We start from the raw sequence: 25910 nt of genomic DNA on the forward strand, positions 1-25910 counted from the left end.
GGCCGCGCGGCGTGGCGGCCCGCCTGGCCTGGCGGGCCGGCTCGCTCGGTCTGGTCGCCGTCGTCGTCGCGGTGGCGGCCGCCGGGGCCCGCCTCGACGGGTCGACCGAGGGCGGCGAGCCACCGGATCCGGCGGCGGCGGCCGTGCTGCTCGCCAGGGACCTGGAGCAGCAGAGCCGCTTCGACGCGGCGGCGGAGCTGTACCGGCAGGCGTTGCGAACCCGTCCCGACGACGGGGTGCGGCTGCGGTTGGGATTCGCGTTGGTCCGCGCCGGCGACACGGCCGGCGCGGAACGGGAGGCCCGGCAGGTGCTGGCGCGCATCCCCGATTCGCCGGACGCGCTGCTGGTGCTCGGGCTGGCCCAGCGGCGGTCCGACCGGGCCCGGGCCGAGGTGACCCTGCGCCGCTTCCTGACCGCCGCCCCGGACCATCCCGCCGCCGCCGAGATCCGCCGGCTGCTTTCCTGACACCCACCCGTGCCACGCGGCGACCTCGTTCGCCGGCGGCGTCGGCGCCCACCTCGCTCCCCCGGCACCGGCTCATGCCTTCGGCCAGTCGCCCGTCGACAGAACGGCGTGAGAGCCCGGATCGGTGCCCCTTGAGCCACCGCCGGTCCCCACCGTGAGTTACCGGGCGGCGAGTCGGGCCTGTCGGAGCAGGTACTCGCGTTCCGGAATGCTCGCCGTCTGCCGTGCCGCCGCCTGGTAATGGGCGACGGCAGCCTCGTGATCACCGGCTTGGTGGAGCAGGTGGGCCCGCACGGCGGCCAGGCGGTGGTTGCCCGTCATCCGGGGATCGGAGTCGAGCGCTTCCAGTAGTGTCAGGCCGGCCCGGGGCCCGTGGACCATGGCGGCGGCGACGGCACGGTTGAGCGTCACGACGGGGTTGTCGTCGAAACGCTGGAGCATGTCGTACAGGTTGAGGATGTGCGGCCAGTCGGTGTCTTCGGCACGGGCGGCCTGGCTGTGCGCCGCGGCGATCGCCGCCTGGATCTGGTAAGGGCCCGGTCGGCGGTGCGCCAGTGCCGCGGCGAGCAGCGTGACGCCTTCGTGAATGGTGCGGCGATCCCAGCGGCCGCGATCCTGCTCCGCCAGCGGCACCAGCTCACCGGCGGGGCCGGTGCGCGCCGCCCGCCGGGCGTCGGTGAGCAGCAGCAACGCGAGCAGGCCGGCGACTTCGGCGTCGTCGGGGCGGGTCCGGTGGACCGTACGGGCCAGTCGGATCGCCTCGGTGGCCAGGTCCGTTCGCTGCAGGGCGACACCAGAGGTCGCCGTGTGCCCTTCGTTGAAGATGAGGTAGAGCACGTGTAGCACCGCCCGCAACCGACCGTCGTAGTCGTGCCGGGTGGGTGGTTCGAACCTGGCGCCGGTGTCCCTGATGCGCTGCTTGGCCCGGCTGATCCGCTGTGCCAGCGTCGCCTCCGGCACGAGCAGGGCATGGGCGATCTCCACCGTGGTCAGCCCGCCCACCGCTCGCAGGGTCAGAGCGATCTGCGAGGCCGTTGTGAGCGCGGGATGGCAGCACAGGAAGAACAGCGTCAGGGTGTCGTCGGACGCCTCGCCGGTGTCGGCCGCCGGAGCCAGCCAGTCGGCGGGTGGTACCTGCGCCGCGAGTGTCGCCTCGCGCCGCAGACGGGACTGCTCGCTGCGCAGGTGGTCGATCAGGCGGCGGGAGGCGACCCGGATCAGCCAACCCCGCGGGTTGTCCGGTACGCCTTCGGCGGGCCACTGCGTCGTCGCCGCCAGTAGCGCCTCCTGGGTGGCGTCCTCGGCCTCGTCGAAGTGCCCGTAGCGGCGCGTTACCGCTGCCAGGACCTGTGGCGCCAGTTCGCGCAGCAGGTCATCGCTCATCCGTGCACGGGTCGCAGTTCGACGCGGGTGGACACGACGCCGGCGAACCGGGCTGCCAACTCGACCGCACGGTCGTGGGTCGCCACATCGATGATGCCGAACCCGGCGAGGAACTCCTTGGTCTCGGCGTAGGGCCCGTCGGAGACCACCGGCGTGCCGCCGCGGAGATCGACCGTCTGCGCGCGTGCCGGCTCGGACAGCCCGAAGGCGCTGACCAGCTCGCCGGTGGCGGCCAGTTCCTTCTGCAACGCCTGCATCGCCTCGAAGTGGGCGGCGATCTCCTCGGGCGACATCGCGTCCGGGCCGGTGCCGGCCAGTGCTTCCCAGGCCGACGGGCCACCGTAGGTCATCACCATGTATTTCACCGTCACCCTCCGCGTTCGCTGGATCGGACATTGATACCAGATCACAAGGGTCGAATCCGGCCGGCGACCCGCGCGCCGGCGGGTGCGGTGTGCCCTCCGCGCGCCACACGTTCAGCCGGCGGCCACGACGCCGGCTTTGTTCCCCACCGTCCTTTCGGCACCTCTGCCAGGTGGCCGGCGAAAAAGATCTTCGAAAAAATCCCGACCGGCGTGTAGAGGACGGGTGGCCGGCTCCGACGTCCCGGGTACAACGACGACCCGACGAGGAGAGCCCGATGATCACCAGCGTCGCCACCCGTTCCGCCAGCCGCCCGACCGGTCTGCGCCGCACCGGATCCATCGCCCGGTGGGTGGTGCAGGTGTTCCTCGCCGTGCAGTTCGTCTCGGGCGGGGTGCTGAAGCTCATCGGCGACGCGCGCATGGTCGACCTGTTCGCCGAGATCGGTGCGGGGCAGTGGCTGCGCTACCTGGTCGGCGTGTGCGAGGTGGCCGGCGCCCTCGGTCTGCTGGTTCCGCGGCTGGCCGCGCTGGCCGCCCTCGGCCTGACCGGGCTGATGGCCGGGGCCGTGGTCACCAACGTGCTGATCGGCGCCAACCCCGCGGTGCCAGCCGCGTTCCTGCTGCTCGCGGCGGTCGTCGCCGTCAGCCGCCGCGCTCAGATGCGCCGCCCTGCCCCCACCCGTTGAGACCCCAACCGTTCGAACGCCCGACCCGGTGAAAGGAACCATTGCCATGACCGACAAGACCCTCGGCGGCGCGTCCGCCAGCACCCCGCACCCGACCCTGAAGACCCTTGACGTACTGGTCGGCACCTGGGACGTCTCCGGGCCCGGGCACCATGGCACCGTCACCTACGAGTGGATGCCGGGCGGCCACTTCCTGGTCCAGCGCGTCCACCTTGTCCAGGGCGACCACACCACCTCCGGTGTCGAGTACATCGGATACGACCCCGGGAGCGGCACCCTGAAGTCGCACTTCTTCGGCAGCACGGGAGAGATCCTGGAGTACGTCTACGAGGTGGCCGACCGCGAGCTGACCATCTGGTTCGGCCAGCCAGGGTCGCCGGCGAGGTATCGCGGGACCTTCGACGCGGAGGGCACCAGCGCCACCGGAGCGTGGGCCTGGCCCGGTGGCGGCTACCAGTCCACGATGACCCGCGTCCATCCCGCCATCTGCTGACCGCCTGGTGGGGCGGTGTCTCTCAACGGGAACGCCGCAGTGCCGAGGCCGTGACGGTGAGCACGGACAGGGCGACCAGCGACAGGCACGGTCCGAAGGCCGTCCACGGGGCGCGTTCCACGTACGGCATGCCCTCGGACAGCACGAGGCCCCAGTCCGGGGTCGGTGGTTGCGGACCGAGGCCGAGGAAGCCGAGTGCCGCCAGGGCCAGCGCGATGCCCGGGATGCGCAGCAGCGCGTGGCGGGTCAGCGGCCCGAGCACGCCGGGAAGGATGTGACAGCACAGGATCCGGGCCCGTCCGACACCGAGCACGGGCAGGATCGCCACGTACGGCTGTGCCCGCGCCTCCACGACCAGAGCCGCGGTGTGCGCTGCCAGGGGCGCCCAGCCGACCAGCAGCACGGCGGCGGCCGCGGCGCCGGTCGACGGGCCGGTGACCGCGACGACGAGCAGCCCGGCCAGCACCGGCGGCGCCGCGTTCGCCATCTCGATCGGGCCGGTCGCCGCCCGGGGAAGCAGTCCGACCACGAGCCCGATCAGCAGGCACGCCGCGCACAGCAGCAGCGCGGTGCCGATGGTCGTGGCCGCGCCGTGGCCCAGCCGGGCGAGCAGGTCCCGCCCGGAGGAGTCGGCGCCCAGCGGCAGGTCCCACGAGGGAGCCGTCAACCGGCCGCGGTCGGCGGCGTAGGGGTCGCCGGCCAGCCCGGCGACGACGAGGACGGTGAGCACGAGCATCGCCACGCCGGTCGTGATCCACAGGCTGCGGTGCGGGGCCGGGGCGTGCGCGGCCACCGGCAGGGCGCCGGAACGCAGCGCGGGGCCGAGCATGGCGCGGCGCACCAGTTCGACGCCGATGCCGGCCACGACGCCGAGAACCAGCAGGATCAGCACGCCGCCCTGCAGCACCGGGAGGTCCTGCGTCTGGGCCGCGCCCAGGGTCACCCGGCCCAGCCCGGGAACGGCGAAGACCCGCTCGACGGCGACGCCCCCGCCGGTCAGGCCGATGAGCACCAGCCCGATCTGCGGGAGCAGCGCGGGCAGCGCCCGCCGGAGCAGGGCGGCGGCGGTACGGGTACGGCCCGCCCCGGCGGTCGCCCAGGTGATCGTCCACGGCTCCCCCGCGGTACGGGACACCGCGTCGGCCAGGAGCATCCCGATCAGCCCGCCGGCCGGGAGTCCCAGCGCCAGCGACGGCAGCACGGCGTGGTGCGCCGAGTCCCACCCGTACGGTGGGAAGGCGCGCAGACCGACCGCCCCGACGATCAGCAGGACCGAGGCGAGCAGGAACTCCGGCAGCGCGGTGAGGGCCGCGGCCCCCGCCCCGCCGCTGCGTCGCGGGGTGCCGCGCAGCGCCGCCCGGAGCGCGGGCAGCGTCAGCAGCCCGGCGACCACGGCGGCGACCAGCCCGGCGAAGGCCGTCAGGGTCAGCGAGACCCCGGTGGCGGTGAGCAGGTCCGGCAGCACGGGCCGGCCGCTCACCCAGGACGTGCCGAGGTCCCCGCGCAGCAGACCGGAGAGCCAGCGGCCGAGCAGCGCGAGCGGTCCGGCGTCGAGGCCGAGTTGCTCGCGGAGCGCGGCCAACGCCTCGGGGGTGGCCTCCTGTTCGGCGGAACGCCCGCGCAGCACGGTGAGCGCGGGGTCGCGTCCGGACAGCCAGGGCAGGACGCCGACCAGGGCGATCACCGCCGCGGCCGCGCCGATCCGGGACAGGGCGGTCACCCCGGGAGACGGCCGGGACGCGGCGTTCAGGATGGGTGTGCCGGTCACGCTGGCGCGGTTCGGGCCGTGATCAGCGTACGCTCGCGCGAGTCGCGCTCCACGCCGGTGAACGCGCCGGACTCCCCCTGGATGACCCGCTCGTGCAGCAGCGGGATCGCGGCGTCCGACTCCAGGATCAGCTTCTCCGCCCGCATGATGGCCGCCTGTCGCTGCGGTCCGGCCGTGGTGGCCGCGGCGGTCCTCAGGGCGGCGTCGATGGCCGGGTCGCAGAGCTGGGCGATGTTGAATGAGCCCTCGCAGGAGAAGTCGCTGTACATGTAGGCGACCGGGTCGCCGGAGTCCAGGACGGTGGCGCGGGACAGGACGAAGGCGTCGAACCTGCCGGCCAGGGCGTCGGCCTCGATCTGGGCGTACTCGCGTACCTCTTGGCGCACCTTGAAGCCGGCGGCTTCGAGCTGCTGTTGGAGTTGCACGGCGACCTCGGGCAGCTCGGCCCGGTCGGTGAAGGTGGCCAGCACGATCGGGGTGCCGTTCACCTTCTTCGCGGCGGTGTTCTCTCGCTCGAGGCGTGCCTCGGCCGCCCAGGGCAGAGCGGGACCGAGGAGGCCGGCGGCGACGTCGGCGCGGCCCTCGTAGGCGGTGTCGACGATCGGTTCGCGGTTGATCGCCTGGCGGGCGGCGGCCCGCACGGCAGGGTCGGCGAACGGGCCCTTCTTCGTGTTGAGGTACAGCGTGTTGGTGCGGGGCATCGGCACCTCGAACACCTTGTCGGCGTCGAGCAGACCGGCCTGCGACACCGGGACGGCCTCCGCCACGTCCACCGTGCCGGTCCGCAGCGCTGCCGCCCGCGCGGTGGCGTCCGGGACGAAGCTGATGTCGATCCCGGCGGCCTTTGCGGGCCCGCCCCAGTAGCCGTCGTAACGGTCCAGCATGGCGGTCGTGGTGTTACTGGAGATCAGCTTGAACGGGCCGGTGCCGTGGCCGGCGGGGTTGACCAGGCCGTCCGCTCCGTAGGCCGCGGTGGACAGGATGGAGAGCTGCGGGCTGGACAGCCGCTGCGGCAGCAGCGGGTCGGTTTCACGGGTGGTGACCAGGACGGCCTTGTCGGCGGCCGCGGGGTCCGGCTGCACGGTCAGCTCGACGCCGTCGAGGATGCGGGGCTTGGGGCTGGCCTTGGTGGCCGCGGTCAGGGCGGCCACCACCGACGCCACGGTGAGCGGGGTGCCGTCGTGGAAGGTGACCCCGCTGCGGATCTCGAACCGCCACGTCTTCGGGTCGTCGAGCGGGGTGAAGGCGGTGGCGAGGGCGGGCTGCGCGATGCCGTCGGCGTCGAGGGTCACCAGGGTCTCGGCCGTCGACCAGCGGGACAGCTTGAACGCGTCGTCGCTGAACGGGGTCAGCCCGCTGCGCGGCGGCAGCAGCATCGCCACCGAGATCCGGTCGTCGCGGGTGGCCTCGGGGGTGTCGCCGCCGGCGTGGAAGCAGCCGCTCAGCAGCAGCACGCCGGCAACGGCGGCGGCGAGGCGTAGGCGGGTTGAAGGCACGTGATTCTCCGATGGGTAGAGGGGGTTCCGGTGTTTCAGGCCGGGAATCGGGGCACCGCGGCGAACAGCGCGTGGGTCTCCGGATGTTCGGGGTCGGCGAGCAGGTCGCCGGTCGGGCGGTTCTCGACGATCCGGCCCTCGTGCAGCACCGTGATCCGGTCGCACAGGGCGGCCGCCGCGGAGAGGTCGTGGGAGACCAGCAGCAGCGCGGTCCCCCGGGTCTCGGACGCCTGGCGCAGGGCGTCAACGACGTGCGCCCGCAGCGGGGCGTCGAGGCCGCTGACCGGCTCGTCGGCGATCAGCAGTCGCGGCTCGGGACTCAGCGCCCGGGCGATCGCCACCCGCTGGGCCTGCCCGCCGGAGAGATCCCGGGCGCGGGCCGTCCGCAGGTCCGCCGGCAGCCGTACGGCCTCCAGCGCCGCCACGCCCGCAGCGGTGAGCCGGGCCCGGTCGGTGACCCCGCACAGCCGGCGAATCGGCTCCGTGACGATGTCGAGGACCCGGGCGCGCGGGTCGAGCGTGGACCCGGGGTCCTGCGGCACGTACTGGACGATCCGGCGGAACCAGCGCAGCCGGTGGACCGGTCCGGGCGTCACGTCCCGGCCGTCGCAGCGGATTGTCCCGGCCTCCACCGGTTCCAGGGCGAGCAGCGCCCGTACCAGAGTGGATTTGCCGGACCCGGAGCGGCCGACCAACGCGACGCGCTCACCGGCGGCGATCGTGAGATCGACGCCGTCGAGCACGGGCACGGCGGACGTCGAGCGGTGGGACGGCGGGTAGGCGTGCCGAAGCCGGTTGCACTCGATGACGGTCATCGGCGTGCGGCCAGGGCGTCCGTCGAGAGCCGGGCGGCGTCTACGAGGTTACGGGCCCGGGGATGCCGGGGGTCGTGCAGCACGTCGAGGGCCGGGCGGTCCTCGACGACGCGCCCCTCGTGCATCACCACGATGCGGGTGCACAGCTCGGCGGCGACGGCGAGGTCGTGCGTGATGAACAGCAGCGCCGGGCCGTCCGGGCCGCCGGTACGCTCCCGCAGCAGCCGTACGATCGCGGCCTGGGTGACGACGTCGAGGGCGGTCGTCGGTTCGTCGGCGATCAGCAGTGGCGGGCGGGCGGCCAGGGCCACGGCGAGGCAGGCGCGTTGGCGTTGCCCGCCCGAGAGCTGGCTCGGGTAGCGGCCGGCGACCTGCTCCGGGTCCGGCAGGCCCACGGCGGCCAGCAGTTCGAGACGCACCCGTCGGGCGTCGGCGCGCCGGAAGTCGCGGTGCAGTGGCAGGGCGACCTGTTCACCGATGGTGACCAACGGGTGCAGGGCCAGTGCGGGGTCTTGGAGCACGGCAGCGGGTCGGTACGCGGCGCCGCGGCGGGCGCACGGCAGACCGAGCACCTCCTCGCCGGCGATGCGGATGCTGCCGGCGGCGACGAGGCCCAGGGGCAGGACACCCAGCACGGCCTTCGCGGTGAGGCTCTTGCCGGACCCGGAGGCGCCGACCAACGCGACACGCTCGCCCGCCGCACACGTCAGGTTGACATCGGAGACGAGCGCGCGGGCGTTCCCGTGGACCCGCAGGTCGGTTGTGGTCAGAACCGCCTGCTCCACCCTAGCCTCCAGAAAATGAGATCCGTTTTCGTCGTCCGCGCGGCCTGCCACCCGGCTGTAGCGCCGCAGGCCTGACCCCTCGGGCACTGGAGGTTACAATGAAAATCGTTGCCAACAAAATCGTGGCGTCACCCGACCGACGTGTTCAGGGTTCTCGAACCGACGGATCCAGCTCTCGTCGCAGGCAGCCGCCCGTCGTTGCTGGCCCGTCAGTCCCCGAGGACCATCCGGCGGGCGCCGACGGGCCAGAGGATCGTGGTCGGGACGCCGTGGAGCCGCGCCCAGTCGACGGTCCGGTCCGTCGACGCCGCGTGGCAGCCAGGTTCGCCGTCCCACACCGCCACGAGTCGCTGCACCCGTCGCACCAGTTCGCGGTTGGCGGCCACGTAGGCGGCGGTGTGCGAGCGGTCGTGGCCGGTGTGGACGACCGCCGCCGCCCGGGCAAGCAGCTCGTCGAAGGTCGCCCGGTTCTCCGGGCTGATCACGGCGGTCCGGTAGTCGCGGGCCGGGAGGATCACCTCGTGCGTGCCGCCCATCTCCAGAATCGTGCGCACGAAGACCTGATCCGCACCGGCCGCCAGGCAGGTGACGCCGTGCACTGGCCGGTCGCTGATCCGGCGCAACTCGACGCGGAGCGCGTCGGCGACGAGCAGCTCGGTGTCGCGGGTCAGGTTGATGTGCCCGGTCATGCCGACGCGCACCGGTGCGGGATCAGTCGGCATCCCCCGGTCCTCTCCGCTGCGCGGGCACCGCGGGTGCCAGCCGGATCAGCTCGAACCCGCTGTCGGAGAGCACGTCGGGCAGCGCCCGGATCTCCTCGCGGTTCTGCTCCTGGACGTCGGGGGGAAGTTCGTCCCACGGCCGCAGGGCGGGGTGCCGCCGCCGGGCGTCGTCGCGGGGCTCGCCGTACGTCCAGCCCTCCCCCCGCCGTTCCCGGCACCACCGTTCGTGCTCGAGGCGGGCGAGTTCCTCGATCCGGTCGTCGATGACCTGCCCGGCGGCGGAGGCGTCGCGGGTGCCGCCGCGCCGGGGCGCCACGACGCACCCGAGATTCAACAGCTTCGCGGCGATGTCCTGGACGTGGGCCCGGTTCGCCCGCCGCAGCGACTCGGGCAGTCGCGACCAGTCCACCATCGCCGGCGCGTCGCCGGGGCGCACCCCGGCGCTCTGCTGGGCCTGGAGGTACCGCTCGTGGATCAGCCGGGCCAGCCGCTCGGTGAGGTCCTCGGCGATCAACCGGGCATCGCAGGCGCGGGTGAGCACCGGATAGAGGCGGAGCTTGCCGTGCACCTCGTCGAGCAGGTCGTGGCGGGAGTCGCCGTGGAAGGCGGCGGCGAGCGCTGCCTGCTGGTAGACCGGCACGAAGACGGAACTCTCGGCGCTCTGCCAGAGGGTAGGCGTGTCCAGCACGAACTGCAGGCCGCTGGTCTCGTCCGGTGCGCAGACGTAGATGCGGTCGTAGCGGCCTCGGTCGAGCTGGTCGAGCCCGACGAGGCCGTCGAGGTCCAGGTTGTGCGCGGTGAGCTGGCAGACGGTGGTCAGGAACGGGTAGCGGGACGCCGCGACGGCGAGTTCGGTGTCGGCGTCCGGGGCCACGAGGTCCACCCGCAGGGGTGGCACGAACTGGCCGGGAAGGGTGTCGGCGTGGCGTGCCCGCCAGTGCCGAGCGGTTTCCACCAGGAGGGCTCGGCGGAAGGTGCCGGTGCCGGCGATGAGGACCTTGGTGGGTCGGCCGGTCGCGTGTGGCAGCGGGTGGTGCCGGTGCAGTGCGCGGGCGGCGACATCGTCGACGTGGAAGTAGTCCAGCCGCAGCCGGCTGGATCCGGCGGCGCCGAGTCGTCGGGCCTGCAGTGACAGGCACATCTCGGAGTCGTGGACCAGTACGTAGACCCGAGGTGGTTGCCGTCGGTCCTGGACGAGCCGGCTGGCGGTGTTGGCGATGGCGTGGTTGCGGTCGTCGTCCTCGCTGCAGGCGTAGATGGTGTGGGCCCGGGGCAGCCCGGCGCCGCGCAACACCTGGGGGCTGGCCGGGTCGCCGATGACGCCGAGATACCGGCGTAGGCGGTACTCCAGCGGTCCGAACGGCTCGGAACGCACCACGACCACGCGCTCGCCGTCGGCGAAGAGCCGGTCGGCGAGCATGTGGGCGAACTGGGAGTCGCCGCAGACCAGGACGTGGCCACGGGACCGCCGGGCCCGCAGGCGGCGGCTCTCGGCGGCCAGCAGCAGCCGGCTGGCCTCGGCCACGGCAAGGAGGGTGAACAGCGGGGCGGCGAACCGGGCGACCTGCAGCTGCCACGGGTACGGTCCGGCGCTCTGGAACGGTTCGGCGCCGAAGACGAAGAGTTGCAGGTCGTAGTAGAGCACGTCGTACGGGTCGTGCGCGGTGCCCGGCCGGGCCTGGAGCAGGCGCTCGAAGCCGACGTAGCCGAGAATGAAGGCGGCCAGTCCGATGACCCCGAACACGACTCGAAGCCACCATTCGACCAGGCGGCGCGAGCCGGCGACCGGGTCTGTCATGGCCCTGATGATATTTGACGAGGTCGATCAGGGCCGTGCTCGGCGCGTGCCCGCCTCCGCGCTGCCAGCTCGGGTCGACCTTTCCACGGGCGACGGCACCGCCCGCCCGGGCGTCCGGTCGGGCCCGGTCACGGGAAGTCGTCGGGCTTGGTGTCGGGCAGCGCGGCCAGCAGCTGCCCGGCCAGCCGCCGTACGGTGGCGTCGTCCTCCTGGCGAGCAAGCCGCGCGAGCACAACCCGGGTCCGGGTGTCCCGGGAGTAGTGGCGGGTCAACCCGAGCAGCGCGGTCCGGCGGATCTCCCAGTCATTGTCGTCAGCCAGCCGTAGCAGCAGCTCCTGTACCCCGACTCGGCCGGCCAGCGTGGCTCCCAGCTGTTCCACGGCCCGGCGCCGCACCTCGAGGTCCGGGTCGTCGCGGACCAGCCCCACCAGCAGCACCCGGACCTCCGGGTCGGCTCCGAAGTGCGCGCCGAGCGCGGCGGCGATGCGGGCGCGGATCGCCGGGTCCTGGTCTGCCAGGCGGCGCAGGAGCCGCAGTGTCACCGCCATGGATGCCGAGCCCTGCTCGGTCAGGCAGCACACCGCCGCGTCGAACACGGTAGGGTCGCTGTCCGACTCGACGCACTCCAGCAGCACGTCGGTCACCACATCGGGGCTCCCGTACGCGCAGAGGGCCTGCACGGCGGCCAGCCGGATGCCGACGTAGCTGTCTCGGCGGGCCCGCCGGCACAGCGTCTCCATCAGGCCGTCGGCCTCGCCGTGACGGGCGAGCGCCTGGGCGGCCGCGCGCAGCACGTTCGGGTCGGGGTCCCGGCTGACCTGCTCGGCCAGGCACTCCAGCACCTCGGGGTCGGGCGGGTCGGCGAGGCGGGTCAGGCGGAGGGTGACCCGCAACCGGACGATCGCGTCCCGCTCCTGGGAAGCGCGGCTGATGAGCAGAGCACGAGTGGCGTGCCCGAGTAGCGGCCGGCCGGTGAGCAGGTCGACCGCGGCGAGCCGGACGCTCGCGGTCGGGTCACGGTGAGCCTTCTCCAGCAGCAGTTCGCCGGTGCGGTGGTCCGGGTATGCCTCAGCCAGCGCGCGCACCGCGGCGAGGCGCACCGTCGCGTCCTCGTCGGCACGAGCCGCGTGCGCCACCACGGTCCATCCGGTGTCGTCGGCGCGGTCCCGGTCGATCAGCGCGGTCACGGCAGCGGCACGCACGGAGGCGTCCTCGTCCTGCTCGATCTGGTCGACCAGCCGGGCTCGGCAGCGCCCCTCCGGGTCGGATACGAGCGCCAGCCGCTGCACGGCGACCGCGCGGAGCCGCGCGGAGGTGTCCGAGCCGGCCAGTTTCAGCAGCAGTTCGACGCTCTCCGGGCCGGACCGCCCCGGCAGCAGCTCGGTCACCACGCAGCGCCGCACCTCGTCCGGGGAGTCGCCGGTCACCCGCTCCAGCGCCCGGGTGCGGGCGGTCTCGGCGTGCTCCGGCAGGGCCAGCAGGCCCTCCAGCGCGCACTGCACCACGCCCGGGTCGGTGTCGGTGGCCAGCAGTCGCTGCAGTGTCTCGGGGGCGTCCGGCAGGTCGGCGCAGCGCGTGGTGAGCACTCCGGCGGCGGCCCGCCGCACCGCGGTGGCGGGGTCCTCGGTGGCCCTGGCCAGCACCTGGCGGACGTCCTCGGACAGCTCGGCCCGGCCGCCGAGGGACTGCACGGCCAGCGCGCGCACCGCGAGATCGGGTGAGTCGGCAAGGTCGCGCAGCACGTCGACGTGGTCGGGGTCGGCGCCGAAGTGCGCGACCAGAGCCCGTACGGCGGCCTGCCGCACCGCGGTGGAGACCTCGGCCCGTGCCTGGGCGAGCAGGAGGTCTCGGCATCGGCGGCGGCCGCGGTTGGTGGTGGTGTCCAGCCGGCCGGCGCTCTCGGCCAGCCCCGCGACCAGGGTGAGGTGGGCCTGTCGTTCGCGGCCCTGCCCGAGTTCCCGGACCAGCAGTTCCTCCAGCTGCTCCTCGGCGGTGGAGAGCGCCGCGGCGATCCGGGTGGCGAATGCGGAGCCGGAGCGCCAGCTGGTCCGCACCCCGCGACGGCGGTACCAGTGCAGGAAGGCTTCCCGGCCGGGCCAGCTCGGTCCGAGCGCCCGGATCGAGGACAGCAGCTCCTGCTCGGTGAGCTCCACGAGGTTGGGGTCGTCGGCGGAAATGCCGTGTTCGACCAGCCGCACGACCTGGCACAGCACCGCGTCGCCCGCGCCGGCCAGCTCGGCGGGCTGCGGCGCCTCCGCCACGCACTGCGCGGCCAGCACCAGGTTCCATGGCGGGCCGGTCAGGTTCAGCGGCGGCCAGGGTTGGTTGGCCTCGGTGGCGAGCAGGATGACCAGGTCGTTGGCGGTCTGGGCGGGCAGGGCGCCGGCGACCAGCCGGAGCACCTCCCGCCAGGACGGGTCGGCCCAGTGCTCCCGGAACAACGCGCGCAGTTGGTCGAGGCCCCAGGCGTCCGGATCGTGCTCGAACCTGTCCACGATCTCCTCTGCGCAGAAGAACTCCAGGAACGTGCGGTGCACGAACCCGAACAGTCGCAGTCCGTACCGTTCCAGGATGAAGCTTCGCTGACGCAATTTGTCGATCATCGAGTAGGCCATGGCGAGCGCCCGCTCGTTCTCGAAACCGTAGAACGCGACGAGGTCGTCCCGGAAGATGCGCGCCAGTTCGTCGGATTCAATGTAGTTTCCTGCCGGGCCGGACTCCCGGAACTGCATCCAATACGCCAGGTGGCGCACCAACCGGCGCTTCGCCTGCAGGTCCAGCAGCGGCACGTCGCTGTGGCTTTCCCGCAACTGTTTGGTCACGTCCCACTCGGAGATCAGGACGTCTGTGACGTGCGCGTAGAGCCGGTGCCGGTTGCGGGGCAGCGGGTGGCCCCGGCCGACGATCGCCATGAGCATCAGCAGCAGGGGGTTGCCGGCGATCTCGTGCATCGCTCGGGACCTGCGCACCACGTCAAGAATCTGTCGCCGTTGCCGGTCCGCTTCCGCCGTCGGTGTGGGCATCACGTAGCGGTACCAGTTGCCGAGGAACCGGACGATTCGCTCGTCGTCGAGATCCTCCAGGGTGAAGTGGTCGAAGCCGGCGTTGGCGAAGGTGTGTCGCAGGTATCCGGCCGCCCGCGAGGTGACCATCGTCCGCACCCCCGGGTACTCGCTGGCGAACGTGGCGATCTGCGCGGCCACCTCCTCCCGCTGCGCGGGGTCGAACACCTCGTCCAGGCCGTCGAACAGGAACAGCGCCTGGCCGCCCTGACGCAGGTACGCCTCCAGCACGCCCTGGTCGATTCCGGCCAGTCCCTGCTGGTGGCGGTGCCCCACGTAGTCCAGCAGGCCGTCGCACCGCCCGTCCCCGCAGTGCGCGGCGTAGGAGCGCAGCTCGATCAGGACGGGCAGGTACCGGTCCAGCGCCGCCAGGCGGGGCTCGGCGCAGACTCCGGCCAGCGCCAGCGCCAGGTACCGCGCGGCCGCCGACTTGCCGGAGCCGGGGTCGCCGAGCAGCACGATCGCTCGCCGGCCCGGATCGCACACCACGTCGAACAGGGCCAGCGCGTCCTTGGCCGCGTACTCTTCCCAGAGCCGCTCCACCTCCTCCGGGTTGACCACCCCGGGCAGCCCGCTGGCGTGATCGTCGCCTGTGGAGCTGGCCCACCGCCACCAGGCCAGCGGCATCTCCGGCCGGGTGTCCTCGTGCACGCGGGGCTCCACGAACATCTTCGGTAACCCGACCGTGAGATATCCGATGGTGGGGCGTGGTGAGACCGCGTCCAGCGGAACGGCCTGGTATCTCAGCGCCAGCTGCTTGTAGTACTGGCTGCGCACGGCTTCCGGCAGGTGGGTGTCCGGGTCGGCGGGCTCGCGCGCCGGGGATCGGCCGCTGCGCACCTCGGCCAGTGCCACGGTCACCTTGGCGGCGAGGTCGTCCACGCCGGAGAAGAAGGCACAGAGGTGGCGCTCCTTGAGCTCCCGGCGCAGCGCGACGATCTGCTGCCAGTCGGCGTCCCGGTCGATCATGCCGACCGGCCAGGGTGTGTCCTCGGCGAGCAGGAAGATCAGGCAGGGCTTTCCGGCCGCGAGTGCCTCACGGTATTCCAGTTCGGTGATGGAGGAGTCCTGGCCGGGCGGCCGAAACCCGTACCGCCAGGCGAACAGCCCCACGTAGAGATCGCACCGGCGCACGTCGGCCAGGCAGCGTTCCAGCGGTGGCCGGACGTCGGCGCCGTACGCCTCCATGGCCACGTCCTCGATCTCCAGACGACGTGCCACGACGTGCACGGCAGCACGATATTCCAGCAGGTCCTTTTGGGTGGCCGAAATGTAGACCTTCATGAACGGCAAACTCCAGGGAGTGGCTGGCGACCGCACCATTGAAAATATCAGCTGCCTTCACATCCCTCTGACCCGCAAACACCCGCAACCCTGCCGTACATGGGAATCCCGCCAAGGGTGGGCCTATGATGGCCCCAGGACAGATACGGGTCCGGGCGAGCCGAATCCCGTGCTCACGAGGAGTTTCGGTAATCCCAGACGGGTCCGTGTCGGTGCGGGTCACGGCGGCGTACGTCAATCACCATGGGACCGCACGCCGCGGGGCGCCCGCGGACCGGTGCCGGCAATGCGGAGGAAGCCATGCTCACGGTGGGTGAGGTGCACACCAGCCTGCTGCAGCACAGCACGGCGCTGACCCAGGAGCAGAGCTCCGAGGTGCTCGGCCTGGTCGAGGGCGAGGTCGTGCTGACCTCCCGGCGCCCTTCGCTCTACGCGGTGTCGCCCGACGTCCGCACCGGCGTGGACTGCTGGCTGCCGAGCGCCAGGAAGCGCCAACTGCGCGGGGTGGGTGCGGTGGTCACCCGGGCCATCATCACCGGTGGCCGACTCGTGCAGGCATCCTCGGTGATCCAGGTCGTCGCGGGCGATCGCCGCCAGCCATGGTCGCACTATCTGGCCAACCCCGGCGTCCTTGAGACGGTCGGCAGGCTGGACGCCGCGGACCTGACGGCAGGCTTCCTGCACGGCGACAACGCGGACGTGCTGAACCTGGAGGCGATCACCGGCCGGGTACTCGACGGCGTGCAGATGTCCGACCTGCTGGACCGGCACCCGCCACTGCGCGCGGCGCGCACCCGGCTGCGTTGGACCGCGCAGGTCGACCAGCAGCCGGGCCGGGCCGTCTCGGCGGTGGTCACCGTGGACTCCCCCACGCTGCGCACGGTCGAACTCGTGGTCGGCCCGCAGGACGTGCCGGCCGCTGTGGCCGGCCTCTGCGAAGATCTCGCGCTGCACGATTGGCTGCTGACCATGCTGTCCTCCCTGGTGGAGGCCGCGGTCACCCGACCGGCCTCCGGGCAGGAGCACATCGAGCGGCTGCGGCCGGTGCTGGAGCACCTGCTGCACCTGTGGCTGCCTGGCGCTCGGGTCCACCCGCGGCTGCGGCCGATCTGGGACCGCCTGGAGCAGGTACCCGGGTTCAGCCGGCAGTGGAAGTCGTCGGTCAACTGGATCCGGGATCAGATCAGCGTGAACAACATGGCGCTGCTGCGCGACCTGGCCGACCGGGTGGCGGTCAAGCAGCCGTGCGGCCCGCTCACTCGCCGATGAACACGTAGCTCAACCGGTCGACCAGCTCGCTCGGCAGCTGCAGGCCCTCGCCGCCGGCCCGCTTGGCGACCTGCTGCGCGACTGCCGGCGGTACCGCCACCTGGCCGAGGATGGTCCGTACGGCCAGCTCCACCGGCAGGTACTGGGTGTCCATGAGGGTCAGCGTGCGGTACGCGCAGAACGGCGCGGCGACCGGGTTCAGCTGGACGATCGCGGGCAGTTCGTCCCAGTCGGTGGGCAGCTCCCCGGTCAGCCGGCACGGCTGCCTGATCGTCTCACCCCGGTGCCGTAGCACGCCCAGCCGGGTCAACTGCCAGACCGAGGCGAGCAGCGCGCAGGCCCACACCCGGGTGTTCGGTTCGTCGGACCACAGCTCGATGTCGACGAAGATGGAGTGCTGGGGATCGCCGGACTGCACCGGCGGCGACCACGGCCGTGGCAGGGTCATCGCCGGGGCGTCGACGTGGCCGGGCGACCGCTTACCGTTGGACAGCCATCCCGACTCGCTCAGCGGGGGGCGACTGCCGGTGGTGTGCCGGGGCGGTTCCACCACCAGTGTGTCGACCACCAGCTGGGCCAGCTCGACACCGTCGTGCCGCGCGAAGCTGGACTCCCGGGCCACGTAGTCCAGCGTCAGGCCGTGCTCCGCCGCGGCGCTCTGCACCTGCGGGATCACCTCACGGGGGGTACCGAAGCGGTGGAAGTAGTCGTCCACCATGAAGCAGGTGCTGATCCGCGGTTGCCGGTGTGGGGGCAGGCCTCGTCGGGCCAGGGCCGGGATCGCGGCCGACCAGTCCGCGATCCGCTCGAACTTGCGTCGCAGCTCCTGGCATCCGTCGCCGAAGTCCTCCGCGTAGAAGTGCCCCAGCTCCACGGACAGATGCGAGTACGCCACGCTCTCTGTACGTCGCACCGCAGCTGCCTCCTGGAACCTGACATCCACGCCAATCACACGGTCTCCCATGCCGTCTCGTCGAAGAGCTTCTCGGTCAGATCCACGAAGGCGTCCACGGTCTTGACGTTCGCGATCTTGCTCTGCACGTCGTGGTCCGAGATGAGCTGCTCCCGCCACTGCAACAGAGGATCCAGCGGCACCGCGCCGAACAGCGTGGTGCGCCCGACGCCCCGCCGTCGGGCCAACTCCGACAGCTCCGCGTCGCACTTGCGCAGGAACGCCTGCTGCGCAAGGTCGAGGTAGCCGACCTCGGGGCCGCGTGAATCGATCACCGCCGTGCGGACGAACCGCAGCGACTCCCGCAGCCGCTCCGGCTCGTGACCGTACTCCTTGCCCATGGCCACGATCCCGCCCGCCTCGAAGGCCAGATCCGCAGCCGCGGTGACGTGCTGGGGAGTCCACCGGTGGAAGACCAACCAGCGAACGGTGACCTTGCGCAGGGTCGGGGTGGCGGTGGCCGCCAGCGCGATCTGGCTGGCGTACGACCGGCCGGCGCTGAGGTCCACCAGGGTCAGGTCGAACTCCTCCTCAAGTCGAAGGAAGAGTTCGGCGCAGCGCTTGGCGATGTCGTTGGTGAAACCGAACTCGCTGCCGTTGCGCTGCCCGGGCAGGAGCACCAGCGGACCGGACCCGATGGGCCGCTGACGCAGGCTGGCCCGCTCCGACGTGCCCCACACGTCCAACTGTTCCGGAGACGGGATCTCCCCGCGCAGATACCGGTGCAGGCCGCCGCCGTTGGGCCCGGCGCCCTCCACCCCGTTGACGGCCTGCGGGATCTGGAACGTGATGCCGGCCGTCGGCGAGCCGAAATCGTAGTCCAGGTAGCAGGTGGGGCGGCCGGACAACGCGCTGCGGTAGGCGATGTTCGCCGCGGTCACCGAGCGCCCGGTACCGCCCTTGTGCGACGTGACGAAAACCAGCATTCAGATCCCCTCGCTGGCCTTCTGCTGCCCGGTGGCGACGTCGTTGAGCAGCAGCAGCAGGGTGTTCGCCAGGGCGGCCGCCGTGCCGGGGCGTTCGTCCACCAGCAGCTGCGCCCGGCGCAGGCTGGCCCGGATGCTGCGCATGCTGCGCTGCATCGCCTCACCGGCGAACGTGCCGCGCATCAGCTCCCGGTCGAACAGGTACTCGGCCTCGTCGATGAGATCCTGCGCGTACGCGGCGAGCCGGCCGGCCCGCGGGAACGGCCGGTCCCAGAGCAGCTGACCGGCGCTGACCAGCGCCTCCACCACCCGCTCGGTCAGGTACCAGGAGGGTGCGTCCGGCTTCGGCGCCAGCCCGGGGAAGGCACCGCCGGCGTGGTCCCACAGCCCTCGGTGCTGGCCGTCGGGGATACGCCGCAGCAGCAGGTGGTCCCACACCTCGTCCGCCAGCTCGAGCAGCTCGCTGCGCCGCCGGGCGTTGCTCAGCAGACCGGCGACGGTGGCTGCCCGCTGGAGCAGCACCGTGGAGTACTCGTTCACGTTCCACGTCATGATCGGCTTCGACGTGTCGTCGTTCAGGGTCACCTGCTTGCCTGGCGCGTGCAGGAGCAGCGCCGGCTCGTCGGGCGAGGCACGCCGGGTGATCCGCGCCCGCTGGGCCAGCTCCACCAGCACCGAGGCGATCCGGCCGAGTTCCTCGTCGGCGCCGCGCCCGCCGGCGATCAGGCCCTTCACCGCCAGCGACGTGGCCTGGAGGGTGTAGTAGTCGGTCCGGTCACCGTCGGTCGTCCGCCAGGGAATGTCCTCGATGGGCCACCGCCGTCGGTTGCCGAAGGTCGCCACCGTCGCCCAGTAGGTCCGGGTCAGCTCCCAGCGCAGCTGCAGCGCCCGAGACAGCCGCTGCTGCTCCTCGTTGAGCAACCCGAGCAGGCGCGTGCGTTCGGAGTTCAGGTCCTCGATGGCGTCCATCGCGATGACGGTGAAGTAGAGGTAGGGAGCGTTCTCCGCCGAGCCCTCCCGCTGCAGGCCGATCGGCTCGGTGGTCGGGACCTCCTCGGCTCCGGCGATGATCCCCCACGACCAGCCGCACTCGAACAGCATCTCGCTGTTGTCCAGGTCCTCGGTCACCCGGCCCGACCCGATGACCACGCTGCGCAGGCTGGCCATGGTCTCCCGCAGCTGTTCGCGCAGCGCGGCCACGACTTCGCGGCGCGGCAACTCGTCCTGGTTGATCATGTCGCACAGCCGGACGCCGTACTCGTCGCTGGAGGTGAAGACGAAGGTACTGAAGCTGCGGAGCAGGCCGACCATGGCCGCGGTGAGCCGCGCGCTGGCCATCGCTTCCAGGGCGTCCAGTTGCGCCAGCAGGTCGCGACGCTTGGTGGCGCCACGGTAGACCTTGACGAAGCCGATCGTCGCCAGGGTAAGCGTGACGGAGACCGCGAACGAGTCGACGATGTCCAGGGAGCGTTGCTCGTCGGTGAGCTCCGAGCCCCCCTCCAACGGGGCGAGGTAGCTACCGCCGCTGAAGATCGGGGTGCCGGTGTCGTCGGTGTACCGCGTGAAATAGTCGGTGATCACGCTGACCAGCCGGCGGGGAATCTCGATCGCGCCGCCGATCGGGCTGAGCGCCTCGATCACCTCTTCGTCGGCGCGATCCGGGTCGTCGAGCGACAGCACGGGGACCCGGGCCGCCGGGAGCAGCAGGGTCAGCAGTTGCTCCGCGTCGCTGATCGAGTTGCTGCCACTTCGACCACCCCAGTGCCATTCACCGTTCTGCCAGCAACTACGCACCGTGGCCCGCCAGATGTCGAGAATCTCCTGGCGTGGCTGTATCCGCACGATTCACCGCCGTCTGCTGTAGTCGTCGACTCGAAACTGCTGGTGCTGCCGTTCACAGGATGATCTACGGTGATCCGCAATGACGCGCACCAACATGGTAGCGGGCCAGTCGAGTGCCACTCGAACAGCTTCGATGGCCGCGTGTCGGCGACCCGACCCATCGGGCGCGGCGCGAATGCCCGTACCGGTAGGCCGCGCCGACCTGACGGCGCCGGCGCCTCCCATGATCAGGCATCGGCACTATCCGCGGGTACGGCCGGTGGTCAGCAGCATGCTCAGGTACCCGTCACGCAGCGGCGGGGTGAGCCGCACCTCGTGGACGGCCAGGTCGTACGCACCGGCCGCGATGCTGGCCACCGCCTCGGCGCGCTGCAGCGCCACGGCCGGGAACAAGCGCTGGCCGACGCGGTAGCCGCGGGAGCCGAGCATGACCGCCACGGCAAAGGGCGAGCCGGGCCGCAGCGCTCCAAGGAAACGGTCGATCGCGTGCTCGGACTCCGCGCGGTCGGCCGATATGGAGCAGGCTACGAAGAACATCGTGCCGGCGTCCCAGGCGTGCCTCGGCACGTCGAAGACACTGGCCCTCAGCACTCGGCCCACCCGCGCCAGACGGCCCCGCGGATCGGTCAGCGCCGAGTACGCCGGGTGCTCCGCGCACACCCGCCAGTACGGGTCCCAGAGCTCGTCGTAGCTGTCGATCTGCGTACGCAGCCAGCTCACATTAGACATCGACCAGTCACACAGGTCGATCGTGCGCGCAAACGGCAGCAGCGACAGCGCCGGGTAGAGGTTCGCCCCCGACCCCACGTCGACACAGCGCGCGCCGGAGAGTTTCGCCCCGGCGAGAAAGTCTCTGGTACGGCAGAGGATTTCACGATCATCGGCACGCAGAACCGCGTAGTTGTGCCGGACGTACGCCTGGGGGTCGAAGCTGTCCCACTCGACGTCAGAATTCACCGGCCTCGGAGACTGGATAGGCGGGGGTGGGGTCGACGACTCGCCGCAACCGCCGCCAGCCGCCGGGGTCAACGTCATGGACGGGCCTCCATCGATGTCGGCGGATCACATTGATCGTCGTTCCGGCGCGCTCCTTCTCACTGCCCATTGTGTATCGAAGGTGGTGTTGGCCCGCAAGCAGCGGCACTTTACCGACTACGACCGTCGCCATCGATGCGGCGTTCCGGACGAGAAGATCACGGTGGTCAACGTAGTCAGCGCCATTCTCCTCGTCGCCAGCGCGGTGACCCTCGACGCGGGGCGGGGCGACGAGGCACTGACCAGGCCGGCAGGGCTGGACAGGCCACCGGGATGCGGGCCAGTGCTCCGCCCTTCGGGGCGGGGGTGAAGGCCCCGCGCGGGAGGGCGGTCAAGGCCCGGGCGTGTTGCAGGCCAGCTGGTTCTGCTGCTCGATGTTCTGGCGTAGGACAGTCATGGGTGCGCCGGCGACGGACCCGGCGAGGTACGAAGCGGAACACTGTCTGTTGGCCCGGTAGTAGTGATGAACCAGGCCGGGAAGCTCTGCCGGGTCCGCCGCGAGGACACGCCCCTGAGGCTGTTCACCAGTGACGTGCAGCTTCGGTACAACTACCGCGTCCACCCGACGCCGGGCCAGCAGGAAGCGCTGGTGAGGGCGTTCGGGTGCGCGCGGGTGGGGTTCAACGACGGGCTGCGCGCGCGGCAGGAAGCCCGAAAGGCCGGGCTGCCGTACGTCTCGGATGGGGAGCTGTCCGAGCGGCAATCCAACGAGCCCGGCGGTCAGCCGTCTGGCGGCGTTTCCGCCGCGCGGTGGTTCAGGCTACGAGCAGGCGGAGACCGAGCTCTGCCGCCTCGAGGGCGACCAGGTCGCGGTTACGCTCGGCCCACCGGCCCGAGGAAAGGTCCTTGCGGAGTGCGCTGACTGCCCGTTGCTCCGCCTGCGGTCCGACTCTGGTCCATACCGAAACCGCGCGGCGTACATGTTCGTCCAGGTACGCCTCAGGCCGGCGCCAGTATGCCTCGAAGAACCCGTCAGCGCAGTCCCACGGGACGAGCACCGGCTCCGCGCGTCCTCCGATCGCGCGGGTCAGGTCGGCCAAGGACGGCCAGCCGACGAGGAGATCTGCGAACTCAGGCAGGTAGTCGCGGGTGAGCCAGAACCGCTGACGCCAGCCGGTGTCATCGGCGTCGTACGTGAATACCACCACGCGGCGGGCCACCCGCCGCATCTCACGCAGCCCGGCGACCGGATCCGGCCAGTGATGAACGGTGCTGACCGCCATCGCGGCGTCAAAGGACTGGTCCTCGAACGGCAGACTCTCCGCAGCGGCGGCCACGCACGGCGCCGCGCCCACGGGACGCTGTGCCCGCATGACCGCAGACGGTTCCACCGCCGTGACGTCACGGTCGGGTGGTTCGTACGAGCCGGTGCCAGCCCCGACGTTCAGCACCGTTCGTGCGTCCCCCAGCGCATCCCAGATGCGCGCGGCGATCCGTGGCTCGGTGCGCCGCGTCGCTGGATATGCGGATCCGATGACGTCGTACAACTGCGCGCCGAACACCCTCAGTTGCTCCTCCGGCGTCGTCCTGATTCCCATTGCTCGTGCCTCCAGTTCCCTGTCTATGGCCGTCACCATGGCAGCAGCGCGGTCGCGCTGGTCCATCAGCAGGCCGCGCAGCCGGCACAGGTGCGCCACCGCGTCGGTGGCCGGATCGTCAACGAGATCCGCGATCTCCCGCAATCCGAAGCCGAGCCGCCGGTAGGCGAGCACCTCCCGGAGTCGCTCCACATCGCCCGGGGAGTAGGCCCGGTGCCCAGCCGCGGTCCGCGTGGACGGCTCCAGGAGGCCGATCGCGTCATAGTGATGCAGTGTGCGGACGCTGACGCCGGCCAACTCCGCCACACGCCCCACGGTCAGGTGCTCCTCCACGCCACCGACTATGTGGCATGACGCCGCGTGAGGAGCAAGCGCTTCGCTGCTGGCAATCGAGTTTCGCTCATCGGCTACTTGTCTACTGGCGGTACGACCGCAGCCCGGCCAGGTTAGGTCGAGGTGACCGGCGGGTCGCTCTCTCATCGGCTGGGCTGCCCACCGCAAGTCTTGGTGTGGCTCTGTTTTGGCATGCGTCCCGGTCGGTCACCGTGGCGCGGAGAGGCTCAAGCGGGGTCCGCCGCGAGACCGTGTCTGGGCGGTCGAAGGAGGAATGATCAGAAACTGTGGATAGCCCTCGGTGGGGTGACGTGATCGGGCGCACCTTCCCGAGGTAGCTCTGAGAACGAAGCCACTCTGATCATGGCCGGCGTTGGCGCGCCGGTTCGGGAAGGTACGCCCATGTTGAAGATCGAGTCCACCTTCGCCACGATCCGGCTCCGTCAGCGGGTCGCCATGGGACCCGGCTCCCGCGCTGCCGGCATCGCCATGGCCTTCAAGCTCATCGAGTCCGCCCAACGCCGCTGGCGCGCCGTCAACGCACCCCACCTCGTCGCTCTCGTCCGCGCCGGCGCCGACAAAGGGCGCATCGTCGAACGACCCGACGACCAACCTGACCACGAGTCAGGAGATGACGCTCAAGCCGCGCGAACGCTCAATCTGTGGGTGGCTGACGAGATTTGCCCGCTGACGGCCACCGACCTCCCGGCGGTGGTGACCACGTGGCGTGGATAGAGACAAGGAGAGCCGCGACGCACCCCAGCCAGCTGCCGGCGCTCGGCGATGCGAAGGAGCCGCTTCGGCCGCGCGTTCTGGGACAGTCGCCGGCTGACCGCGGCTTGAGCAGATCGCCGAATCGGTCGCGCGCTCGGTCTGCGGTCTGGTTCGCACCACGACGGTGTTGAGTAGGTGGGATCGGGCGCCGATGAGAAATGGCGCCGACAGTAGTCTGAACACGGTCCGGTGAAAACGCGCTGCGCGCATCAAGGGAGAGCACCGAGATGAGACCACTTCGATACTCGATCAACGTCACACTCGACGGCTGCTGCCATCACGAGGCAGGGCTCGCCCCCGACGAGGAGTCGATGCGCTACTGGACCGCTGAGATGGAACGAGCCGATGCCCTGCTATTCGGCCGGGTGACCTACGAGATGATGGAGTCGGCGTGGCGGCAGCCGGCCACGGGCACATGGCCTGACTGGATGGATGAGTGGGAGATCCCGTTCGCCGAGACCATCGACCGGACGAAGAAGTACGTCGTGTCGAGCAAGCTGAGCGGGGTCGATTGGAATGCCGAGCTGGTGCGAGGCGACTTGGGGCAAGCGGTTCAGCGGCTCAAGCAGGAGCCAGGCGAGGGCCTGTTCGTGGGTGGCGTGACGCTCCCCCTGGCGTTGGCAGATCTGGGACTGATCGACGAGTACGTGTTCCTTGTGCAGCCGGTCCTTGCCGGACACGGGCCGACGTTGCTCGCCGGTCTGCGCGAGCGCATCCAGCTCGAGCTCGTGGATCGCCATGAGTTCCGGTCGGGGGCGGTCGCCCTGCGATACCGGCCCACGCGAGTAACGGCTTGACGCGATTTGTCCTGGCACATTCGCCGCTGCCTCGCGACGGAACGACGGTTCTCGCGCCTGATGCGAGGGTTCGGACCGTCCCAAACGTGCGGACAGAACGGGCGCAAGCTGCATCCCCGAGGTGCCGGTAGATGACGGGTCGGGCGGGGTGTCGAGCTACTCAGCATCCGCATGCTGCGTGACGAGATGGCCATGTCCGGGCAGTTTCCGGCCACACAGCGCGACCGCACACGCTCATCGGCACGAGCGGACGCTGACCGGGCGCGTGATCAGCGGCAGATCCGGACGTCTGCGCGTCCCCTTTGGCTGGAGCGAGATTGTCCTATCCCTGTGCTCTAATCCCGCCATGCATGTCGTCGTCACCGGCGCACTCGTCGAAAACGGCGCGGTCCTGCTGGTACACCGCAGCCCGACCCGCCGGGCATACCCAGATCTCTGGGATCTGCCCGGGGGGCATGTCGAAGCGGGTGAGTCGGAACTACAAGCCCTCGCGCGCGAGATGCACGAGGAGCTCGGTGTTCACATTGTGGCGGAGTCCGCTTCGCGGTTGGGCGACTTGCATGCCGGCAGTGGTGAGGACGCCGTTCACGTGGGCGTCTGGCAAATTGGAGACTGGGTTGGCTCTCCGACCAACCGCGCGCCTGACGAGCATGACGACATCGCATGGGTCGGGATCAGCGAGCTGAGCGGCCTTCCCCTCGTGCATGGCGACTTGGCGGCATTGGTTCGTTCTCTGCCTGAGCCTGACCGGCTGCCTCGTCGCGACGAAGCACGGACAGCCGCATCGCCGAGCGGTCCGGAGATCCATCGCTGCTCGTCACCACACTCGCAGGCATGAGGCATATATCGGGGCAAATCAGCCTGCGATTGGCCATGAGTCTTGACGGCTACCTCGCCGACGACCACGGCGGCTACGACCGGACAGTTCCCGTGGCGACCCCAACGCTCGATACCGAACATCAGCTGCCGTTTGATGAGTTCCTTGACGAGGTCGACATCGTCGCAACGGGCCGCCACTGCCGCAGCCCGGCCAGGCTGGTCAAGGTGACCGGCGCGAAGAACCTTCGGAGTGTGCGTCGCGTACATGGCGAGCAGCTTGACCAGGCTGCCGGAGTGACGGCCGGCACATGAGCAGGCCGTCGTGCCGTCGTGCGGGAATCGACTCCGGTGGCGGCGCGACTGGCCTGCCCATGGCCGCCCCCGAACTCGCCGTGGCTGGGGATGCATTGTTCGGTGGACCTCGGGCGAGGCTGGCCTCGACGGGCTTTGGGCTGATGAGCAGACGCGGGATGCGTCGGAGGCCGTGCGGTGCGTACAGTT

The 25910-nt window shown here is 71.2% G+C and carries 22 protein-coding genes and 1 pseudogene; 9 read left to right on the top strand and 14 right to left on the bottom strand.

What is annotated here, in order from left to right:
* The coding region (locus tag AB0L34_RS05665) for a tetratricopeptide repeat protein (protein ID WP_363702191.1) at nt 1–467 on the top strand (467 nt) is incomplete at its 5' end.
* A gap of 159 nt (nt 468–626) precedes the next feature.
* On the opposite strand, the gene AB0L34_RS05670 is transcribed toward AB0L34_RS05665, so the two are convergent.
* Nucleotides 627–1850: a sigma-70 family RNA polymerase sigma factor gene (locus AB0L34_RS05670; RefSeq protein ID WP_363702193.1), complete on the bottom strand. Its 1224-nt coding sequence runs from the start codon at nt 1848–1850 to the stop codon at nt 627–629.
* A complete protein-coding gene (locus tag AB0L34_RS05675) occupies nt 1847–2206 on the bottom strand; it encodes a YciI family protein (RefSeq protein WP_357460938.1) in 360 nt (119 codons plus the stop codon). The genes AB0L34_RS05670 and AB0L34_RS05675 overlap by 4 nt, the downstream gene beginning before the upstream one ends.
* A gap of 284 nt (nt 2207–2490) precedes the next feature.
* Between AB0L34_RS05675 and AB0L34_RS05680 the strand changes: the two genes are divergently transcribed.
* Together AB0L34_RS05680 and AB0L34_RS05685 are read left to right on the top strand one after the other, a co-directional pair.
* Nucleotides 2491–2901: a DoxX family protein gene (locus AB0L34_RS05680; RefSeq protein WP_363702195.1), complete on the top strand. Its 411-nt coding sequence runs from the start codon at nt 2491–2493 to the stop codon at nt 2899–2901.
* Nucleotides 2902–2947: 46 nt separating this feature from the next.
* Complete coding sequence (locus AB0L34_RS05685) at nt 2948–3394, top strand: hypothetical protein (RefSeq protein ID WP_363702197.1); 447 nt, start codon at nt 2948–2950, stop codon at nt 3392–3394.
* Between the two features lie 22 nt (nt 3395–3416).
* Here AB0L34_RS05685 and AB0L34_RS05690 read toward each other — a convergent pair whose 3' ends face one another.
* From AB0L34_RS05690 to AB0L34_RS05720, 7 genes are all read right to left on the bottom strand, one after another.
* The gene (locus AB0L34_RS05690; RefSeq protein ID WP_363702199.1) at nt 3417–5162 is read right to left on the bottom strand and encodes an ABC transporter permease subunit; all 1746 of its coding nucleotides are present in this window, start codon (nt 5160–5162) and stop codon (nt 3417–3419) included.
* Entirely contained in the window at nt 5159–6658 is a 1500-nt protein-coding gene (locus AB0L34_RS05695; RefSeq protein ID WP_363702201.1) for an ABC transporter substrate-binding protein, read from the bottom strand. Before AB0L34_RS05695 ends, AB0L34_RS05690 begins: the two co-directional genes overlap by 4 nt.
* Nucleotides 6659–6693: 35 nt before the next feature.
* A complete protein-coding gene (locus AB0L34_RS05700) occupies nt 6694–7473 on the bottom strand; it encodes an ABC transporter ATP-binding protein (RefSeq protein ID WP_363702203.1) in 780 nt (259 codons plus the stop codon).
* The gene (locus tag AB0L34_RS05705) at nt 7470–8258 is read right to left on the bottom strand and encodes an ABC transporter ATP-binding protein (RefSeq protein WP_363702205.1); all 789 of its coding nucleotides are present in this window, start codon (nt 8256–8258) and stop codon (nt 7470–7472) included. The genes AB0L34_RS05700 and AB0L34_RS05705 overlap by 4 nt, the downstream gene beginning before the upstream one ends.
* 209 nt (nt 8259–8467) lie before the next feature.
* Complete coding sequence (locus AB0L34_RS05710; RefSeq protein WP_363702207.1) at nt 8468–8980, bottom strand: hypothetical protein; 513 nt, start codon at nt 8978–8980, stop codon at nt 8468–8470.
* Nucleotides 8970–10778 carry a RyR domain-containing protein gene (locus tag AB0L34_RS05715; RefSeq protein ID WP_363702208.1) on the bottom strand — a complete coding sequence of 603 codons (1809 nt, stop codon included), beginning with the start codon at nt 10776–10778 and terminating at the stop codon, nt 8970–8972. The genes AB0L34_RS05710 and AB0L34_RS05715 overlap by 11 nt, the downstream gene beginning before the upstream one ends.
* Nucleotides 10779–10906: 128 nt before the next feature.
* Nucleotides 10907–15124 carry a HEAT repeat domain-containing protein gene (locus AB0L34_RS05720; protein WP_363702210.1) on the bottom strand — a complete coding sequence of 1406 codons (4218 nt, stop codon included), beginning with the start codon at nt 15122–15124 and terminating at the stop codon, nt 10907–10909.
* A 300-nt stretch (nt 15125–15424) separates the two neighbouring features.
* Between AB0L34_RS05720 and AB0L34_RS05725 the strand changes: the two genes are divergently transcribed.
* The gene (locus AB0L34_RS05725; protein ID WP_363702212.1) at nt 15425–16393 is read left to right on the top strand and encodes an SCO2521 family protein; all 969 of its coding nucleotides are present in this window, start codon (nt 15425–15427) and stop codon (nt 16391–16393) included.
* Here the strand turns inward: AB0L34_RS05725 and AB0L34_RS05730 are convergent.
* The 4 genes from AB0L34_RS05730 to AB0L34_RS05745 all read right to left on the bottom strand — a co-directional run bounded on the left by AB0L34_RS05730 (nt 16380) and on the right by AB0L34_RS05745 (nt 21070).
* Entirely contained in the window at nt 16380–17306 is a 927-nt protein-coding gene (locus tag AB0L34_RS05730) for an SCO2522 family protein (RefSeq protein WP_363702214.1), read from the bottom strand. The two genes, AB0L34_RS05725 and AB0L34_RS05730, sit on opposite strands and share 14 nt — an antisense overlap.
* A 35-nt stretch (nt 17307–17341) precedes the next feature.
* On the bottom strand, nt 17342–18271 hold the full coding sequence (locus AB0L34_RS05735; RefSeq protein ID WP_357460828.1) for an SCO2523 family variant P-loop protein: 930 nt from the start codon (nt 18269–18271) through the stop codon (nt 17342–17344).
* Nucleotides 18272–20113 (bottom strand): SCO2524 family protein, encoded by a 1842-nt coding sequence (locus AB0L34_RS05740; RefSeq protein ID WP_363702216.1) that lies wholly within the window; start codon nt 20111–20113, stop codon nt 18272–18274. It abuts the gene before it with no gap.
* A gap of 240 nt (nt 20114–20353) precedes the next feature.
* A complete protein-coding gene (locus AB0L34_RS05745) occupies nt 20354–21070 on the bottom strand; it encodes an SCO2525 family SAM-dependent methyltransferase (protein WP_363702218.1) in 717 nt (238 codons plus the stop codon).
* 541 nt (nt 21071–21611) lie between these two features.
* Between AB0L34_RS05745 and AB0L34_RS05750 the strand changes: the two genes are divergently transcribed.
* The gene (locus AB0L34_RS05750) at nt 21612–22010 is read left to right on the top strand and encodes a helix-turn-helix domain-containing protein (RefSeq protein WP_363702220.1); all 399 of its coding nucleotides are present in this window, start codon (nt 21612–21614) and stop codon (nt 22008–22010) included.
* Here AB0L34_RS05750 and AB0L34_RS05755 read toward each other — a convergent pair.
* The gene (locus AB0L34_RS05755; RefSeq protein ID WP_363702222.1) at nt 21904–23019 is read right to left on the bottom strand and encodes a MerR family transcriptional regulator; all 1116 of its coding nucleotides are present in this window, start codon (nt 23017–23019) and stop codon (nt 21904–21906) included. The two genes, AB0L34_RS05750 and AB0L34_RS05755, sit on opposite strands and share 107 nt — an antisense overlap.
* 411 nt (nt 23020–23430) lie before the next feature.
* On the opposite strand from AB0L34_RS05755, the pseudogene AB0L34_RS05760 reads away from it, so the two are divergent.
* The 4 genes and pseudogenes from AB0L34_RS05760 to AB0L34_RS05775 all read left to right on the top strand — a co-directional run.
* Nucleotides 23431–23622 (top strand): annotated as a pseudogene (locus AB0L34_RS05760) (IS256 family transposase); the annotation flags it as partial.
* Nucleotides 23623–24020: 398 nt separating this feature from the next.
* The gene (locus tag AB0L34_RS05765; protein WP_357460843.1) at nt 24021–24590 is read left to right on the top strand and encodes a dihydrofolate reductase family protein; all 570 of its coding nucleotides are present in this window, start codon (nt 24021–24023) and stop codon (nt 24588–24590) included.
* A gap of 346 nt (nt 24591–24936) precedes the next feature.
* Nucleotides 24937–25428 (top strand): NUDIX domain-containing protein, encoded by a 492-nt coding sequence (locus AB0L34_RS05770; protein WP_363702224.1) that lies wholly within the window; start codon nt 24937–24939, stop codon nt 25426–25428.
* A gap of 35 nt (nt 25429–25463) precedes the next feature.
* Nucleotides 25464–25721: a hypothetical protein gene (locus tag AB0L34_RS05775; protein ID WP_363702226.1), complete on the top strand. Its 258-nt coding sequence runs from the start codon at nt 25464–25466 to the stop codon at nt 25719–25721.
* The last annotated feature ends 189 nt before the right edge of the window (nt 25722–25910 follow it).

The sequence above is a fragment of the Micromonospora sp. NPDC052213 genome (genome assembly GCF_040679695.1).
Classification (GTDB): domain Bacteria; phylum Actinomycetota; class Actinomycetes; order Mycobacteriales; family Micromonosporaceae; genus Micromonospora.

Coding starts and splice junctions, on each gene's coding strand:
- AB0L34_RS05700 (WP_363702203.1), bottom strand. CDS start 7,473: ATGACCGTCATCGAGTGCAACCGGCTTCGGCACGCCTACCCGCCGTCC.
- AB0L34_RS05750 (WP_363702220.1), top strand. CDS start 21,612: ATGAACCAGGCCGGGAAGCTCTGCCGGGTCCGCCGCGAGGACACGCCC.
- AB0L34_RS05775 (WP_363702226.1), top strand. CDS start 25,464: ATGAGTCTTGACGGCTACCTCGCCGACGACCACGGCGGCTACGACCGG.
- AB0L34_RS05685 (WP_363702197.1), top strand. CDS start 2,948: ATGACCGACAAGACCCTCGGCGGCGCGTCCGCCAGCACCCCGCACCCG.
- AB0L34_RS05680 (WP_363702195.1), top strand. CDS start 2,491: ATGATCACCAGCGTCGCCACCCGTTCCGCCAGCCGCCCGACCGGTCTG.
- AB0L34_RS05710 (WP_363702207.1), bottom strand. CDS start 8,980: ATGCCGACTGATCCCGCACCGGTGCGCGTCGGCATGACCGGGCACATC.
- AB0L34_RS05675 (WP_357460938.1), bottom strand. CDS start 2,206: ATGGTGATGACCTACGGTGGCCCGTCGGCCTGGGAAGCACTGGCCGGC.
- AB0L34_RS05715 (WP_363702208.1), bottom strand. CDS start 10,778: ATGACAGACCCGGTCGCCGGCTCGCGCCGCCTGGTCGAATGGTGGCTT.
- AB0L34_RS05725 (WP_363702212.1), top strand. CDS start 15,425: ATGCTCACGGTGGGTGAGGTGCACACCAGCCTGCTGCAGCACAGCACG.
- AB0L34_RS05770 (WP_363702224.1), top strand. CDS start 24,937: ATGCATGTCGTCGTCACCGGCGCACTCGTCGAAAACGGCGCGGTCCTG.
- AB0L34_RS05670 (WP_363702193.1), bottom strand. CDS start 1,850: ATGAGCGATGACCTGCTGCGCGAACTGGCGCCACAGGTCCTGGCAGCG.
- AB0L34_RS05765 (WP_357460843.1), top strand. CDS start 24,021: ATGAGACCACTTCGATACTCGATCAACGTCACACTCGACGGCTGCTGC.
- AB0L34_RS05720 (WP_363702210.1), bottom strand. CDS start 15,124: ATGAAGGTCTACATTTCGGCCACCCAAAAGGACCTGCTGGAATATCGT.
- AB0L34_RS05735 (WP_357460828.1), bottom strand. CDS start 18,271: ATGCTGGTTTTCGTCACGTCGCACAAGGGCGGTACCGGGCGCTCGGTG.